This window comes from Bradyrhizobium sp. Pa8 (genome assembly GCF_052588265.1).
Genome location: NZ_CP176767.1, coordinates 5,946,435 through 5,962,501, shown reverse-complemented (window position 1 = coordinate 5,962,501; position 16,067 = coordinate 5,946,435). Strand labels below are relative to the sequence as shown.

At 64.9% G+C, this 16,067-nt stretch carries 15 protein-coding genes and 2 tRNA genes; 10 read left to right on the top strand and 7 right to left on the bottom strand.

What is annotated here, in order from left to right; translation table 11 throughout:
- Positions 1–114: 114 nt before the first annotated feature.
- Positions 115–945: a 23S rRNA (guanosine(2251)-2'-O)-methyltransferase RlmB gene (rlmB, locus tag ACKWRH_RS28205; RefSeq protein WP_445216174.1), complete on the bottom strand. Its 831-nt coding sequence runs from the start codon at positions 943–945 to the stop codon at positions 115–117.
- 206 nt (positions 946–1,151) lie between these two features.
- On the opposite strand from rlmB, the gene ACKWRH_RS28200 reads away from it, so the two are divergent.
- Positions 1,152–1,237: transfer RNA gene (locus tag ACKWRH_RS28200), tRNA-Tyr, on the top strand.
- 94 nt (positions 1,238–1,331) lie between these two features.
- The gene (locus ACKWRH_RS28195) at positions 1,332–1,574 is read left to right on the top strand and encodes a GIY-YIG nuclease family protein (RefSeq protein ID WP_445216173.1); all 243 of its coding nucleotides are present in this window, start codon (positions 1,332–1,334) and stop codon (positions 1,572–1,574) included.
- A 25-nt stretch (positions 1,575–1,599) separates the two neighbouring features.
- On the opposite strand, the gene ACKWRH_RS28190 is transcribed toward ACKWRH_RS28195, so the two are convergent.
- Both ACKWRH_RS28190 and ACKWRH_RS28185 read right to left on the bottom strand, forming a co-directional pair.
- Positions 1,600–2,631, bottom strand: a complete 1,032-nt coding sequence (locus ACKWRH_RS28190) for an LLM class flavin-dependent oxidoreductase (protein ID WP_445216172.1) — start codon at positions 2,629–2,631, stop codon at positions 1,600–1,602.
- 140 nt (positions 2,632–2,771) lie between these two features.
- A complete protein-coding gene (locus ACKWRH_RS28185) occupies positions 2,772–3,695 on the bottom strand; it encodes a LysR family transcriptional regulator (protein ID WP_445216171.1) in 924 nt (307 codons plus the stop codon).
- A 114-nt stretch (positions 3,696–3,809) separates the two neighbouring features.
- Between ACKWRH_RS28185 and ACKWRH_RS28180 the strand changes: the two genes are divergently transcribed.
- Genes ACKWRH_RS28180 through ACKWRH_RS28170 form a run of 3 tightly spaced genes read left to right on the top strand, consistent with a single transcriptional unit; the run spans position 3,810 to position 6,928 of the window.
- Entirely contained in the window at positions 3,810–5,168 is a 1,359-nt protein-coding gene (locus ACKWRH_RS28180) for an MFS transporter (RefSeq protein WP_445216170.1), read from the top strand.
- On the top strand, positions 5,165–5,668 hold the full coding sequence (locus tag ACKWRH_RS28175) for a GAF domain-containing protein (protein WP_445216169.1): 504 nt from the start codon (positions 5,165–5,167) through the stop codon (positions 5,666–5,668). The genes ACKWRH_RS28180 and ACKWRH_RS28175 overlap by 4 nt, the downstream gene beginning before the upstream one ends.
- A 12-nt stretch (positions 5,669–5,680) precedes the next feature.
- Entirely contained in the window at positions 5,681–6,928 is a 1,248-nt protein-coding gene (locus tag ACKWRH_RS28170) for an amidohydrolase family protein (RefSeq protein WP_445216168.1), read from the top strand.
- Between the two features lie 62 nt (positions 6,929–6,990).
- Here ACKWRH_RS28170 and ACKWRH_RS28165 read toward each other — a convergent pair whose 3' ends face one another.
- Positions 6,991–9,048, bottom strand: coding sequence for an ATP-dependent helicase (locus tag ACKWRH_RS28165; protein WP_445216167.1), 2,058 nt, complete (start codon positions 9,046–9,048; stop codon positions 6,991–6,993).
- Positions 9,049–9,176: 128 nt separating this feature from the next.
- Between ACKWRH_RS28165 and ACKWRH_RS28160 the strand changes: the two genes are divergently transcribed.
- Positions 9,177–9,767 (top strand): TMEM175 family protein, encoded by a 591-nt coding sequence (locus ACKWRH_RS28160; protein ID WP_039147407.1) that lies wholly within the window; start codon positions 9,177–9,179, stop codon positions 9,765–9,767.
- 9 nt (positions 9,768–9,776) lie between these two features.
- Here ACKWRH_RS28160 and ACKWRH_RS28155 read toward each other — a convergent pair whose 3' ends face one another.
- Positions 9,777–10,157, bottom strand: a complete 381-nt coding sequence (locus ACKWRH_RS28155; RefSeq protein WP_445216166.1) for a YciI family protein — start codon at positions 10,155–10,157, stop codon at positions 9,777–9,779.
- A 166-nt stretch (positions 10,158–10,323) separates the two neighbouring features.
- Here ACKWRH_RS28155 and ACKWRH_RS28150 point away from each other — a divergent pair, with 166 nt between their 5' ends.
- Positions 10,324–10,533 (top strand): hypothetical protein, encoded by a 210-nt coding sequence (locus ACKWRH_RS28150; RefSeq protein ID WP_445216165.1) that lies wholly within the window; start codon positions 10,324–10,326, stop codon positions 10,531–10,533.
- Positions 10,534–10,558: 25 nt separating this feature from the next.
- Positions 10,559–10,762, top strand: coding sequence for a hypothetical protein (locus ACKWRH_RS28145; RefSeq protein WP_445222487.1), 204 nt, complete (start codon positions 10,559–10,561; stop codon positions 10,760–10,762).
- A gap of 10 nt (positions 10,763–10,772) precedes the next feature.
- On the opposite strand, the gene ACKWRH_RS28140 is transcribed toward ACKWRH_RS28145, so the two are convergent.
- Positions 10,773–11,486 (bottom strand): substrate-binding periplasmic protein, encoded by a 714-nt coding sequence (locus ACKWRH_RS28140; RefSeq protein WP_445216164.1) that lies wholly within the window; start codon positions 11,484–11,486, stop codon positions 10,773–10,775.
- Positions 11,487–11,796: 310 nt separating this feature from the next.
- On the opposite strand from ACKWRH_RS28140, the gene ACKWRH_RS28135 reads away from it, so the two are divergent.
- Together ACKWRH_RS28135 and ACKWRH_RS28130 are read left to right on the top strand one after the other, a co-directional pair.
- Positions 11,797–14,214, top strand: a complete 2,418-nt coding sequence (locus tag ACKWRH_RS28135) for an ATP-binding protein (RefSeq protein WP_445216163.1) — start codon at positions 11,797–11,799, stop codon at positions 14,212–14,214.
- 332 nt (positions 14,215–14,546) lie between these two features.
- A tRNA-Gly gene (locus ACKWRH_RS28130) sits at positions 14,547–14,620 on the top strand.
- A gap of 72 nt (positions 14,621–14,692) precedes the next feature.
- On the opposite strand, the gene ACKWRH_RS28125 is transcribed toward ACKWRH_RS28130, so the two are convergent.
- Complete coding sequence (locus ACKWRH_RS28125) at positions 14,693–15,943, bottom strand: hypothetical protein (RefSeq protein WP_445216162.1); 1,251 nt, start codon at positions 15,941–15,943, stop codon at positions 14,693–14,695.
- Positions 15,944–16,067 lie beyond the last annotated feature (124 nt).

Sequence of the window (16,067 nt, the reverse complement as noted above, 5' to 3'; positions counted from 1 at the left end):
GTTGAGCCAACGAAACGCCCGTCCGCATGATGCGGACGGGCGTTTTGTTTTTTGGATTCTTGGCTTGACGCGTTTTCTTTACGCGAACCGGTATCTACGTCGCTCGAAAACGCTCTACCGCTTCATCAGCCCGAGACGGCTCGCGCCGACATAGAGCGAGAGCACGGCGGCGTTGGAGACGTTGAGGCTCTTGATCTCGCCGGGCATGTCGAGCCGTGCCACGACGCTGCATGTCTCGCGGGTCAATTGTCGCAGGCCCTTGCCTTCGGCACCAAGCACCAGCGCGAGCGGCTCGCGCAGCGTGACGTTCGAGAGGTCCTCGCTGCCTTCGCTGTCCAGCCCAACGGTCTGGAAGCCGCGTTCATTCAACGCGGTCAGCGCTCGGGCGAGGTTCTGCACGGTCACCATTGGCACCAACTCGAGAGCACCGGAGGCGGCCTTGGCCAGCACGCCGGTTGCCTCGGGGCTGTGGCGCGCCGTGGTGACGATCGCCTTCACCGCGAACGCTGCTGCGGAGCGCAGGATGGCGCCGACATTGTGCGGATCGGTGATCTGGTCGAGCACCAGCACCATGCCTTCCTGCTCCAGGGTCTCGATGTCGGGCGAGGGCAGGGCGTCGGCCTCGGCGAGCAGGCCCTGGTGCACGGCGTCGGGCGACAGCAGGCGGTCGATCTCCTGGGGCCGGACGATCTCGGGCGTGACACGGGTCGCGATGTTTTCGTCCGCAAGGCGCTTTGCGGCGTTCTCGGTCAGCGTCAGCTTGCGGATCTGCCGCTGAGGGTTGGCGAGCGCCATGGTCACGGTGTGCCAGCCATAGAGGATGACCGGTCCGTCGGACTGCGAATCGCGGTCGCGCCAGGCCGGCCGACCGGCTGATTTTCCGGGCCTGTTGAAGGGCTTAGCCCCGCCGCGGGGGCCCCTTGAGGTGAATTTTCGATCCTTCATGGGCTCGCTTGTGTCACGGGTCCCGGAATATGGCAATTTGGGCGGCTTCGGGGGCGATTTTAGCTGTTCGCCTCGGTTGACTTTGCCCCACCGCATCGCCCATAAACGCGCCCGGTCGCGCCCCCATCCGGGCTGTCGCGGCCTTCACGTTCCATGGCCGTCTTCGGTCGCCGGCAAGGTCCGGCCCGATTGTGCTGCCATCGAGCGGGGGAGTGTCCCGAGTGGCAAAGGGAGCTGACTGTAAATCAGCCGCCTCATGGCTTCGCAGGTTCGAGTCCTGCCTCCCCCACCATCCTGCTTCGCGCTGACGCGCTTCGCAGGATTTGCAGCCTTCAACTGCGCGAAGCAGGATGCCCTCCGAAGCCTTGGCGAAGGAGGGCGGCCCCATGCACTATGTCTATCTTCTGGAGAGCGACGCATTCGGCGGTCAGCGCTATATTGGCCTGACGGCGAACCTCAAAAAACGGCTAGCGGATCATAACGCGGGCAAGTCTCCGCATACCTCCAAATACATGCCTTGGAAGCTGGTTACCTATGTGGCCTTCTCAGATATCGAGAAGGCGAGAGCCTTCGAACGCTATTTGAAGTCGGGTTCGGGCCACGCCTTCGCGAAGAAGAGATTCTGGTGAGCGAAAGCGAAAACGGACTATCGCCTCACCCCATCATCTCCCGCACCATCGGCACCACTTTCCGCCCGTAAAGCTCGATGCTCTTCATCAGCTTCTCGTGCGGCAACGGCCCCGCCGAATACTTCAGCTGGAAGCGCGAAATGCCAAGCGCCTTTGCGGTCTTGGCGATCTTGCGCGCGACGGTTTCCGGCGAGCCGACATAGAGAGAGCCGCGTTCGGCCTCATTGACGAACTCGTCGCGGCCCATCGGCGGCCAGCCGCGCTCCTTGCCGATGCGGTCGCGCATCGCCTTGTAGTCGGGCCACAGCTCCTCGCGCGCCTGTTCGTCCGTCTCGGCGACGTAGCCAGGCGAGTGCACGCCGATCGGCTGTGCCTGGCGGCCGAACTCCTTGAAAGCGCGGTGGTAGAGATCGACGTAAGGCGCAAAGCGCGCGGGATCGCCGCCGATGATCGCGAGCATCAGGGGCAGGTCGTAATGCGCGGCGCGCACCACCGATTGCGGGCTGCCGCCGACGCCGATCCAGGTCTTAAGCCGGCCGTTCTCGACCGGCGGATAGACCAGCTGCTCTTTCAGCGGCGGACGCAGCTTGCCCTCCCAGGTCACCGGCTGCTGCGACAAGAGTGCCGTGAACAGATCGAGCTTCTCCTCGAACAGTGCCTCGTAAGCGCGCAGGTCGAAGCCGAACAGCGGAAAGGATTCGGTGAAGGAGCCGCGGCCGAGGATGACCTCGGCGCGGCCGTTGGAGAGCGCATCAAGCGTGGCAAAGCGCTGGAACACGCGAATGGGGTCGTCCGAGCTCAGCACCGTCACGGCCGAGCCGAGGTGGATGCGCCTGGTGCGCGACGCGATCGCGGCGAGCACGGTCTCGGGCGAGGAGATCGCGAAATCGGCACGGTGATGCTCGCCGAGGCCGATGAAGTCGAGGCCGAGCTCGTCGGCCAGCACGGCTTCGTCGACGACGTTGCGGATCACCTGCGCATGCGGAAGCATGGCGCCTGTGCCGTCCTTGGTGACGTCGCCAAAGGTGTCCAGTCCGAATTGAAGCGGTGCGATCATCGATCAGGTCTCTGTGGAGGGGGGCGCGAGCGGCGCCCGCATGTGGGAAATGTTTGCTGTGCAGCTAGGGTGCGGAGGCCGCTTCGACAATGCTGCTGCGGGAAAGGCATGGTTTCCAGTTTTTCACCGTGCCGGCCGGATCAAGCGGACCTGGCGAACATTTCGACCAAAGTCTCGCGCAGCCAGCGCTGCGCCGGTACGGTGTCGTTGCGCTGGTGCCAGAACAGGCTGACGATGCGCGGCGGTGCCTTGAGTGGCAGCGGCATGGCGTGCAGGAACGGCGCGTGCCGGGATTGCGAGCGCAGATCGCTCGGCAGCACGGCGATCAGGTCGGACTGGCGCACGACCTCGTAGGCGGCGCTGTAATGATTGACGGTCGCGACCAGGTTGCGCGACAGCCCGCGCGAGGCGAGGAAAAGATCGTAGGACGGCAAGGTCTTGCCGGCGAGGCTCACATCCACGTGCCCCGCGTTGAGGAAGCTGCGCGTGCTCAGCCGCTTCATCGCCGCGAGCGGATGGCCGCGCCGCATGAAGCAGGCGTAGTCGACCGTCCACAGCGAGCGCGAGCGAATGGCGGCCGGCTGTTGCGCCTCATTGACATAGACGCTCAGCACGCAATCGACCCTGTTGTCCTCGAGCTGATCCGCGATCTCCAAGATGGTGTTGGGCACGGTGTGGATGCGCGCCTTGGGCGCGACCTTGCCGAGATGACCGAGGAGGTTCGGCATCACCAGCGAGGCGACGTAGTCCGACATCGACAGGCTGAACTCGGTCTGCGCGCGGGCGGGATCGAACACCTGCTCGTCGAGCGCGCCACGGACGCTTTCCAGCGCCTCGCCGATCGGCTCCCACAGCACCACGGCGCGCTGGGTCGGACGAATGCCGGTGCCGGACCTGACGAACAGGGGATCGCCGAGCGCGTCGCGCAGGCGTGCGAGCGCGTTGCTGACCGCGGGCTGCGTCATCGTCAGCGCGCTCGCCGCGCGGGTGACGCTGCCTTCGGTCATCAGCGCCTCGAAGACTTTCAGGAGGTTGAGGTCGAGCGCGCGGAACGACACAAACATTCACCGTGGTGATATATTAGATCATGATTATAAATTATGACGATAATGTCACTTTGTCTATGGTTCCCCAAGAGACACGCGGAGCGCCGGGCCGCCAAGACTGAGGGGACTTTCATGTCGATGATCTCGGCGCGCATCGAGCGCCTTCCATTCGCGCGTTTCCATACGCATCTGCTGTTGATGGGCGGGCTCGGCTACGCATTCGACGCGATGGACGCAGCCGTGCTGGCGTTCATCCTGCCTGTGCTGCGCACTGCCTGGAACCTGTCGAGCGTGCAGATCGGCGTGCTCGGCAGCAGCACCTATATCGGCTTCCTGTTCGGCGCGTTGTTCGCCGGTACGCTCGGTGACCTGATCGGGCGCCGCGCGGTGATGATGTCGGCGCTGGCGCTTTACTGCGCGGCATCGATCGTGAGCGCGATGGTCGATACCTGGCCGTCCTTCTTTGCCGCCCGCGTTGTCGCCGGCATGGGGACCGGCGCGGAGAGCGCGATCATCGCGCCCTATCTCGCGGAGTTCGTCGCGCGGCGTTATCGCGGCAGCTTTACCGGCGCACTCGCCGGCTTCTTCTCCTTCGGCTTCGTCGCCGCAGCCTTGCTCGGCTACTTTATCGTTCCCGCCTACGAGAACGGCTGGCGCATCGTGCTGGTGATCACAGCGGTGCCGGTCGTCATGCTGCTGTGGTGGCGCCGGGCACTGCCGGAATCGCCGCGCTGGCTCGAAAGCCGGGGACGGGAGAAGGAAGCCGAAGCCGTCCTCGACAGGATCGAGGCAGGCTTTGCGCGCGCAGGCCATGTCCTGCCGCAGCCGGTCGTCGAAGCGACGGCGCCGGCCGGAGCTACCGGAACGTTGCTCGCCAATTTCGCGGCGCTGCTCGCCGGCCGCCAGGCGCGCATCACCATCATGACCTGGATCATGTGGCTGGCGATCACCTTCAGCTATTATTCCTTCTTCGTCTGGATCCCCGGCCTGTTGGTCCAGAACGGGATGAGCATTACCAAGAGCTTCGCCTATTCGATCGCGATCTATTGTGCGCAGATCCCGGGCTATTTCAGCGCCGCGTATTTCAACGAGCGCATCGGCCGGCAGGCGACGATCGCGTCCTACATGATGCTCGGCGGCGCCAGCGCGCTCGGGCTCGCCTTCGCGCAAAGCGACCAGCAGATCATGGCGGCGGGAATCTTCCTGTCCCTGTTCATGAACGGCACCTATGCGGGCGTCTATGCCTATACCGCCGAAGTATTCCCGACGCCGGTCAGGACCACGGGTGCCGGGCTCGCCTCCGCAATCGGCCGCATCGGCGCGATCGTCTCGCCGATCCTGGTCGGCTATCTCTATCCGAATTTCGGCTTCGCCGGCGTATTCGGGGTCACCACCACTGTTCTGCTGCTCGGGGCAGTCACCGTCGTGCTGATGGGCGTGCCGACGCGCGGCCGCTCGCTGGAAGAGATCGCGGCGGGTGAAGTTGCATGACGCGGACGAAAGTTACAGCTGACCCCTGGCTCTGCGCCGTCGCGTCGGCGCAGGGCAGGGCGGATCAGCCGGATGCACTGTTCGCGGCACTCGACGAAGCCGTGAAGTCGGCGATCGGGCACAAGCTGTTCACGATCCTGACCTACGACGGCGACAGCGGCGAAGCTGCGCGAGTCTATTCCAATCTTCCCGGCCCGTACCCGACCGGCGGACGCAAGCGCCTCGCGCCGGGCCCGTGGACCGAGGCCGTGCTCGACCGCGGCGAGGCCTATATCGGCCGGACGCGGGATGATCTGCGCAAGGTGTTCTCCGACCACGAGTTGATCGCCTCGCTCGGCTGCGCGAGCGTGCTCAATATGCCCGTGCGCTGGCGCGGCCGTACGCTCGGCTCGCTCAATCTGCTTCACGAGGCGGGCTGGTACGCCGAGGACGATGTCGCCGCGTGCCTTCCCTTCGCCCAGCTCACCTTGCCGGCGCTGCTTGCGCCGGCCGACACCTGACAGGATTCCGCGATGCCCAGCATCCTCTTCAAGAACGCCGCACTGCTCGATCCGCTCCAGGCGGAATTGCTGGCAGGCCATGATGTGCTGGTCGAAGACAGCCTGATCAAGGAGGTCTCGGACCGGCCGATCCAGGCCGCCGCCGATCGTACCATCGATCTCAAGGGCAAGACGCTGATGCCCGGCCTGATCGACCTGCATGTGCACGCCATCGCCGTTGAGCTCAACCTGGCGCAGCAGGTGCACATGCCGAACGTGCTGGTGACGCTGCGCTCGACGCTGCTGCTGCGTGGCATGCTGCGGCGTGGCTTTACCACCGTTCGCGACGCCGGCGGCGCCGGCCATGCGCTGAAGCAGGCGATCGAGACCGGCCTGACCGACGGCCCCCGGCTGTTCGTCTCCGGCCGCGCGCTCAGCCAGACCGGCGGCCACGGCGACATGCGGGCCCGCTCGGATTACCTCGCGAGCGATGCCCCGTGTCCCTGCTGCGTGCGGGTTGGGGCGCTGGCGCGCGTTGCCGACGGCGTCGACGGCGTGCGCAGGGCGGCACGCGAGGAGCTCCAGATGGGCGCCGACCAGATCAAGATCATGGCGTCTGGCGGCGTCGCTTCACCGACCGATCCGGTCGGCGCCTTCGGCTACTCCGAGGACGAAATCCGCGCCATCGTCGAGGAAGCGCGCGGGCGCCAGACCTACGTGCTCGCCCACGCCTACACCGCTGCCGCCATCGAACGCGCGGTTCGCTGCGGCGTGCGCACAATCGAGCATGGCAATCTGGTCGATCCTCCGACCGCGCGCCTGATGGCCGAAAAGGGCGCCTATGTGGTGCCGACCCTCGTCACCTACGAGGCGTTGGCCAACGAGGGCGCCCAATACGGCCTGCCGCCGGAGAGCGTGGCCAAGATCGCCGATGTCCGCGACGCCGGTCTGCGTTCGCTCGCGATCTATCGCGACGCCGGGGTGAAGATGGGATTTGGCAGCGACCTGCTTGGAGCTTCTCAACGCCTCCAGAGCGACGAATTCCGCATTCGTGCCGAAATTCTAGGAGCGCGCTCCGTCATCGCGAGCGCGACATTGATCGGCGCCGAAGTGCTCGGCATGGAGGGCAAGCTCGGCCGGATTGCGCCCGACGCTATTGCGGACCTGCTCGTGGTCGACGGCAACCCGCTGCGCGATGTGGCCTGCCTGCTCGGTCAGGGCGAGCACATCCCGATGGTGATGAAGGCAGGCAAGGTCCGGTTTGACCGGCTGAACGCCTAAAGCGTTTTCGAGCAAAGTGGATACCGGTTCGCGTAAAGAAAACGCGTCAAAACAGGTCGGCGCTACCGCCACATCCCACGCATCCGCGCGCCGATGTCGATCTTCGGCCCTTGCGCCGTGGTGCGGGCCGCGCCGGCGGCGGCCTTCGGCCAGGCGGTGCGCTCGAACAGATAGACGAGGGATTCCGGGATGAAGCGGGTGCGCGAGGCGTAGACGTGGCGGTCGCCCTTGGCTTGCTGGCCGTGGGTGAAGAAGCGCTGCGGCACGACAAGGTGCAGATCGTCCTTGGCGCGCGTCATCGCGACATAGAGCAGGCGGCGCTCCTCCTCGAGCTCGGCCGAGGTGCCGGCGCCGAGATCCGACGGCATGCAGCCGTCGACGACGTTGAGCACGAACACCGACTTCCATTCCTGGCCCTTGGCCGAATGGATGGTGGAGAGGATCAGATAGTCCTCGTCGCGGAGCGGAGGACCTGATTTGTCGCTGGTCGCATCCGGCGGATCGAGCGTGAGCTCGGTCAGGAATTTTTCGCGCGAGGCATAGCCGCTGGCGATCTGCTCGATCTGCATGAGATCGGCGCGGCGCGTCTCGGAATCCTCGTGGATGCGATCGAGATGCGGCTCATACCAGAGCCGCACGCGCTCGAGATCGGTCGGCCATTCCGAGTAACGCAGATTTGCGACCGTGCGGACGAAGTCGGTCCACTCGGCGCCGGTGCGTGGCGGTACCGCAAGCTGGCCGAGGGCGGCAAGCGGGTCGGTGCTCTCCGCCATCTGGTCGAGCACGCGCTGCGCGGTGGCGGGGCCGACGCCCGGCAGCAGGTGCAGGATGCGGAAACCGGCGACGCGGTCGCGCGGATTTTCGGCAAAGCGCAGCAGCGCCAGCACGTCCTTGACGTGCGCGGCATCGAGAAATTTCAGTCCGCCGAACTTGACGAAGGGGATGTTGCGGCGGGTCAGCTCGATCTCCAGCGGACCGGAATGCGAGGACGTGCGGAACAGCACCGCTTGGTGCTTGAGCAGCGCGCCTTGCTCGCGGTTGGCCAGCACCTGCTCGACGATGTAGCGCGCCTGGTCGGCCTCGTCGTGGACGGTGACGAGCTGCGGCTTCTGCGACGAGGTGCGGTCGGTCCAGAGATTCTTGGTGAAGCGTTCGCGCGCTAGCCCGATGACGCCGTTGGCCGCCGCCAGCACGGGTTGGGTCGAGCGGTAGTTGCGGTCGAGTGTGATCATCTCGGCGTGGGGGGAGAAGCTTTGCGGAAAATCCAGGATGTTGCGGACGGTGGCGGCGCGGAACGAATAGATCGACTGCGCGTCGTCGCCGACCACGGTCAGCCCGCGTCCATCCGGCTTCAGCGCCAGCAGGATCGAGGATTGCAGGCGGTTGGTGTCCTGATATTCGTCGACCAGCACGTGATCGAAGCGGCCGCCGATCTCTTCGGCGATCAGCGCATCGCTCATCATCTGCGACCAGTAGAGCAGCAGGTCGTCGTAATCCAGCACGTGCTGGGCCTGCTTGGCCTCGACATAGGCCGCGAACAGGCCCTTCAGCTCGGCGGCCCAGCCCGCGCACCAGGGATAGTGCTGGCCGAGCACTTTTTCGATCTCCATCTCGGCATTGACGCAGCGCGAGTAGATCGACAGGCAGGTGCCCTTGGCGGGAAAGCGGCTCTCGGTCTTCGACAGGCCGCGCTCGTGCCGGACCAGATTCATCAGGTCGGCGGAATCCTCGCGGTCGTGGATGGTGAAGGCTGGATCGACGCCGATCCGCTCGGCATATTCGCGCAGGAGCCGCGCGCCGATGCCGTGGAACGTGCCGGCCCAGGTGAGGGCGTCGCGCATGATCGCGGCGTTGTTCTCGCCCAGCACCTTTCGTGCGATGCGCTCGACCCGGCCGGCCATCTCGGCCGCGGCGCGGCGGGAGAACGTCATCAGGAGGATGCGTCGTGGATCGGCGCCTGCGACGATCATGTGCGCGACGCGATGGGCGAGCGTATTGGTCTTGCCGGAGCCTGCGCCGGCAATGACGAGCAGGGGGGCGCCCACGGTCGCGCCATCGGCGACGCCATGCTCCACGGCGCGGCGCTGCTCCGCATTGAGCGTGTCCAGATATGTCGCCACGAATCGCCCCGGTGAAAGGGAGAGAGTCGGCGATCCCGGCGCGAATCGCAATGCGGCTGGACGGAACCAATGTTAAGACCTAGGGACAAGACGGCCCGAAGTTCCAGCCCGAGAAGCGCGCAACCGGCATGACCGAGCTCAAGCCCGACCAGTTCGAGATGCGGCGGCTGGAGTCGCTCAGCAACACCATCTTTGGTGTCGCCATGACGCTACTCGCCTACGACCTGCCCAAGGCCGCGGTGTTCACCAGTGCACCGAGCTGGAGCGATCTCGCCCATGTCTATTCCGGCAAGCTTGCCGGTCTCGCGCTCAGCTTCATCATCGCCGGCGTGTTCTGGATCAGCCACCACCGCCGGCTCGCGCGCCAGCCCGTGGGCAGCCGCGGCATGGTGATCCTCAACCTGTTCTTCCTGCTGTCGATCGTGCTGCTGCCGGTGACCAACGGCCTCTACACCAATTACAGCATGAGCAGCGCGGTGGCCGTGCTCTACGGCCTGCATCTGACCGCGATCGCCGGCCTCAATGCCTGGCTGTGGTGGACGATTTTGGGCGGCTGGCGCCACGAGATCATGGCCTCGATGTTTCCGCTGCTGGTGTTCATTCCGGGCACGATCGTTGCGGCCTTCGCGCCGCACGTCGCGCCCTTCGTGTGGTTCATCGCCTTCGGCGGGCTGCTGATCCAGCGCTTCTATGTCGCACCGACCGGGCCAGGCGCTTGAGGTGGCGGCTCACCCTTTTGTCGCGCCGAACCCGTCGACCGGCACGTAAAGCTTGACCGGGCGGATTTCGTAGACCGCCGACGGGTTGACCTCGCGCAGCTTCCGCGCCGCCGTGATCGCTTCCTCATCGGTATCGTAGTCGACGAGATGGAAGCCGAGAAGCTGCTCCTTGGTCTCGGCAAACGGGCCGTCCAGCACCATGCCCGCGCCGGGGCCGCGCAAGGTGTGCGCCTTTCGGGTCTCATCCAGACGGGCGGCCGGCCCAAGGTGTCCACTTGCCCTCAAGGGCGCCTGAACCTCGATCACTTTGGCCACGACCGCGGCGTCCTGCTCCGGCGTCCAGGATAAGATCTCGTCTTCCACGTGGTAGGCCAGGATGGCGTAAAGCATCGTCACCTCGTTTGTTTTTGAGCTCGCAGTCGGAAGGATGTATGAGCGCCGCCGATACCGACAATCCCGGAGACTAACATATTGCGTCGCGCAAGTTGCGACGAAACCGTCCTGAAACCCGATTGCCGCCCTCGGAGGTGAACGCTGCCCAAAGCCGAGGCGACTGATGGCCACCAAGAACACTTCGGAGGCGGCCATGTCGACCATCAAGATCATCTGCGACGCGCGTCGGGCGGGAAAGTCGGAAGCCGTGGATCTGCACGACCAGTCCGGCCACCATCGCTATTACGGCAGCTCGGCCGAGAACGGCGGCGAGCGGATCGTCGAAAGCCGCCGCGGAAAACGCCCGCGCGCGCTCAATGTGTGTGGCTTCTGACGCCTTAGGCGACACCGTCTTCAACATGGACGTCCTGCAAATATCGATCGCGACGATGCCGTTCCTGCTTGCTCTGATGAGCCGGACGGGGAAGGCAATCGCGCCGTGCCTGCTGACGAGCATCATCACCGTGCTGCTCGGCGACGAGCCTCATCGGGCGGTCATGGCCTGGTGCGTCGGCGTGCTGATTGCCGCCGTTGCCCTGCATGAGCGGCTTCGCGCGGGCTGAGCCGGCGCCGTCACGGCGCGCTCAGGACCTGTTTGACCAGCGCCCCGCGCAGCGTTGCCAGCTCGCCGCTCGCTTCCATCTGCGCGATCACCTTGCCGACCTTCGGCACCAGATCGCGATGGCGTTCGTGCAAATAATGGTAGATGTGGATGCGCTCCAGCGGTGGCGAGAGCGGGACAATCCTGGCCTGCAGATTGAGTTTCCTCACCGCGACGAGCCCGCTGAAGAGGTCGGTGACCATCAGCTCGAAACGGTCGGCGTCGAGCATCCTGATCATGTTCTCGAGGCTGGTGGTCGCGGTGACGCGGGACATGCCGCGCGTCCCGGCCTCTGAGGAGCCGACGCCGCGGACGATTCCGATGCTGTACTCCCTGATCGAATTCCAGCCGGCGACGTCGAAACGGAGTTTCGTCGCGAAGACCGCCGGCTCGATGTAGTTGATCGCCGGCGTCACCTGAATCAGCGTCGGGTAGTCGCTGGAGAGCGTTCCGATCCGCTGGATCTCGCCATCGACCTCGCCGGCGCTCGACAGCGCCAGCGCGCGCTTGCCGGGGACGTCCTCGAACTCCAGCTTGATATTCAGCTTGGCGTAGACGGCCCGCAGCATCTCGCCGCCGACATATTGATCGGGGATGTCGGCGATCCGCGCCAGCCGGATCAGCTCCTGCGCGTGCGACGGAGCGGTGGCGAGCAATGACAGGCAGGCGACGATGATCCGCCACATGACGCGTCTCCTTTATCCTGCATAGCTACCATTGGATTCGGATGGCCGCGATCCACCGGGGGGGGGGCGGCCGCACCGCTCGCCCGTCTTGCTGGCGACTGCGGACTTTAACCAATGTCATTCCAGTACGCGAAGTGATAGTTTGCGCGGGAATCCCGCTGCTGGGCGCAAGATCAGACCCCGCCAAGCCGCCCATGGGCCGGCAGGATCGCCACGCAGGTCGCGTGATGAGAGAATTTCAACTGTCGAATTGCTCGCGGCTGCGACCCGCCGTCCGGAGCAGGGGGCCGCCATTCCGGGGACGTGGTGCATGGGCAACGCAGGCGACGAGGACCCCAAGCGCAGCAGCCGCGCCGGTCCCCCGGCGGCCGCGAAGCAGGATTTGAGCGGGATCGGCCCCGCACTTGCGCCAGCGATGACCGGGACGCTGCTGTCGCGGATCTTCGACTGGTTGCGCAGCGGCGTTGGACCGCGCCTGCTGGCCGCCGTGCTGCTGTTCTCCTCGATCGTCACGCTGATGCTGACTGCCCTTCAGCTCTATCTCGACTACCACCGCGAGGTCGGGCTCATCGATACGCGGCTCGACGAGATCGGCCGCAGCTCGACCGGCAGCCTCGGCGAGAGCCTGTGGAATCTCGACCAGAACCAGCTCAAGCTCCAGCTCGAAGGCATCCTGCGGCTGCCCGACATCCGCGCCGCCGAGGTGCGTGAGATCGCCGATCGTCCCAATCCGATCCGTGTCGCGGTCGGCGAGCCGGGCACCCGTTCGGCGGTGACACGCGACTATCCGCTGAACTACAGCGTCCAGGGGAAGGCACGCCCGATCGGTCTGCTCCATGTCGAGGCGACGCTGGCCGAGGTCTATCAGCAATTGCTGAACCGGGCCCTCATCATCCTGGCAAGCCAGGCAGCGAAGACCTTCATCGTCTCGCTGTTCATCATCTACATGTTCCATCTGCTGGTGACACGGCATCTGGTCGCCATCGCCGAGTTCGTCGGCCAATACAGCCTGTCGCGGCCGCCGCCGCCTTTGCACCTCGAGCGCCGGCCGCCCCGCGATCCCGACGAACTGGACAAGGTGATCGACGCCTTCAAGGCCATGTGCGCGAACCTCGAGCGCGCCTATGGCGAGCTGCGGGAGGCCAACGCAAATCTCGAGCGCGACCTGAATATCCGCCGGCGCGCCGAAGAGGACGCGCGTGCCAGTGAAGAGCGTTTCCGCGACTATGCCGAGACCGCGTCCGACTGGTTCTGGGAGACCGGACCGGATCATCGGTTCACCTACGTATCCGACCGGGCCGGCGCCTTCGGCATGGACAACAAGGCGCTGGTCGGCAAGCACCGCACAGATGCCGCCTCCGATCGCGACGCCGAGCCTGAGAAATGGCGTGCGCACGTGGCGACGCTGGACCGCCACGAGCCGTTCCGGAAGTTCGAGTATCGCGGGCGCGACGTGGCCGGCCGCATGCATCATTTCAACGTCAACGGCCAGCCGATCTTCGCCGCGGACGGACGCTTCATGGGCTATCGCGGGTCGGCCACCGACCTCACGGCGCAGCACGAGGCCGAGGAGCGGCTGCGCCAATCCCAGAAGATGGACGCGATCGGTCAGCTCACCGGCGGCGTCGCTCATGACTTCAACAACGTGCTCACGGTCATCACCGGCACCATCGAGATCATCCAGGAAGGGCTTGCCGACAAGCCCGAGTTCGCCGCGATCGCACAGCTGATCGACGATGCGGCGGCGCGCGGCGCCGAGATCACCTCGCAGCTCCTGACCTACGCGCGCCGCCAGCCGCTGGAGCCCCGCGACATCGACGTCAACGCACTCGTGGTCGAAACGGCGAAGCTGCTCAAGCCGATCCTCGGCGAGCATATCGAGATCGTGACCCGGCTCGCGGACGACGCCTGGTCAGCGATGGCAGATCCGTCGCAGCTCTCGTCGGCGATCGTCAATCTCGCCGTCAATGCGCGTGACGCGATGCAGGGCGGCGGCGGCCGGCTCACGCTGGAGACCGCGAACCGCGAGCTCGACGGCACCAGCGGTGCCAGCGACGGCGATGTCATGCGCGGCGCCTTCGTGATGATCGCGGTGGCCGACACCGGTCATGGCATCCCGGCCGACATCCGCGAACGCGTGTTCGAGCCGTTCTTCACCACCAAGGGCGTCGGCCGTGGCACCGGACTTGGGCTCAGCATGGTCTACGGCTTTGCCCGCCAGACCGGCGGCACCGTCGTCATCGAGAGCGAGGAGGGGCGCGGCACGGTGATGCGGCTGTTCCTGCCGCGGTCGAAGGGCGAGGCGCTGGCCAGGACGGCGCCGGTTCAGTCGCCGGCGGCGGCACGCGGGCACGAGACGATCCTCGTGGTCGAGGACGATCCGCTGGTGCAGGGCTATGTCATCGCCCAGCTCGGCACCCTCGGCTATCGCACGCTCGCCGCCAGCGACGGCGCCGCCGCGCTTGCGCTGGTCGACCAGGGCGTCAAATTCGATCTGCTGTTCACGGACATCATCATGCCCGGCGGCATGAACGGACGGGAATTGGCCGAAGCCGTCCGGCTCCGCCGGCCCGGGGCGAGCGTGCTCTACACCTCCGGCTACACCGACGACACCATCGTCCACGAGGGACATCTCGATCCCGGCGTGGCGCTGCTCAGGAAGCCGTACCGGAAATCGGAGCTGTCGCAGAAGATCCGAGAAGTCCTTGCAGGCGAGCCGCCGGCCTGAGCGGAGCTCATCCATGCAGGCGCCACCCACGAAAAAGGCGCGGCGGGGAGACCCCGTCGCGCCCGATTTCTTGCTCGCTGGTCCAGGGCTGAGAGCGCCCCGATGCCAGGCCTTTCGTCAAAGCCTAGCGGGCGATCCCAGCGAGGTGACAGCGCTTGAGATAAGACACTGGATCACCTCCTTTCGTTGGTTTCGGGACTCTCAATATAGGGCGAAATCCCGCCGCCGTTAAGGGGCGCCCCGCGGAGCGGGAACAAGCCTGTCCGCGAGACGGGAAAGACCGGCCCGGAGCAGTTGAGACTGCCGCGCGGTCGTGTTAGGGAGCCGGTGATGCGGGTGTAGCTCAATGGTAGAGCAGCAGCCTTCCAAGCTGAATACGAGGGTTCGATTCCCTTCACCCGCTCCAATGATTTCAATGATTTAGCCCGCCAAGCCTGTCTCGTTCTGACAGATCGCACTTTTTCATTCTGACAAACGTTCACTTTCTCTTCGCTTGCCTGGCTCGTCGCTTGATGCGTTTCATTTGCGCATCCTGCTTGGCTTCATCGTCATCGTGCAGATAATTCGCCATTGCTTTAGTCGATGACCACTGGCCCTTCTTCATCAACTGGGTCTCCGTGAGCCCCGATGCGCTCGCTTCCGTGGTGCCGCCATGCCGGCCGAAAGATGTAAACGTCAATTCAGGCCGCAAGCCCGCGCCTAAGATAATCTTCTTCGTGATGCGCTGGACCTGCGTCAACATTTCCCCCTTGCTGAACCAAGGTTTGCCGCTGCCGTCACGCCGTAACATCAAGCCGCCAGTCGGCCTGAGCTGTTTGATGGCATCGAGTTCAGCTATCAGGACGGGATAGAGTGGGGCGCCTTTCGCGCTGAAAAGTGGCTCCCACGAACCGGTGCTCGTCTTGTAATTGATGACGTAGGCATGGTCGGGACGATTTGGCGGACGGTAGTGGTCAGCCATGAAGCGAATAAAGATGTGTGCTTCGCGTTGAAGCAATTCCCAGCCGATCAAGGCCGCGGTGGCTAAAGACGGATAGCCCATCTCGACCGCCTTGGAGCGGAACGCCGTGAGCTCGGCAAAAGTGGCGTGCGGCGTTTCTCGCGCCGTCGATTGCAAGCCCATTCGTTCAAACGGATTGCGCGGTGGAAACGCACCTGGGTGCGCCCGAGAGATGGTATTCCAAGCGGTGCGGGCAGTCTTCATCGCATGGTTGACGGTCGTGCGTCGCTCCACCTTCTCGCCGTTCACGTCTTTGAACAGGAGCTTGGCAAAGAGCTCGTCGACGAAGGCGGTGTCGATGCTTGAGACTCTGCGAACGCCCAATCGTCGCCCGTCCTGCAAGATGTACTCGCAGATCATCTTGATCCCGGTCTCGTGAACCCGGCGTTGGCCCAAGCTCAGAGGCTGCAGCCGCTTGGCTGTCGGCAGAGACCAGGTTTGACGATAGAGGTGAAACATCCAATCCAACGTGCCGACGACAACCCCGGCTCCTGTTGGATTGGCGTCCTCGCCGCCGCTGCGCCAACTGTCGAAAGCCGGAAGCAGGATCTGTTCTGTGCGCGCAACGGCCCAACCATAGTCGGTGCCAAGAGCCTCGTTTTCGATCGAGCATCCGCGCTTACGCGCCCAAGTCGGAATATTGAAAAAGTAGGCGACGTCGCCGTCCTTAAGACGCTTACGCAGGGTGTATCTAGGTAGCGGTAGCGCAGATCGCCCAACTCTTGTCACAGCAGTCTCCTGGACACCTCCGGGTCGTCCTCGGGATCGATTTGAATCGATCTCTCTTCTCGTATCAACACAGAAATGCGCCCGTCGGGCCAAATCTCGACGCGCGCGACTTTGCCACCACTGT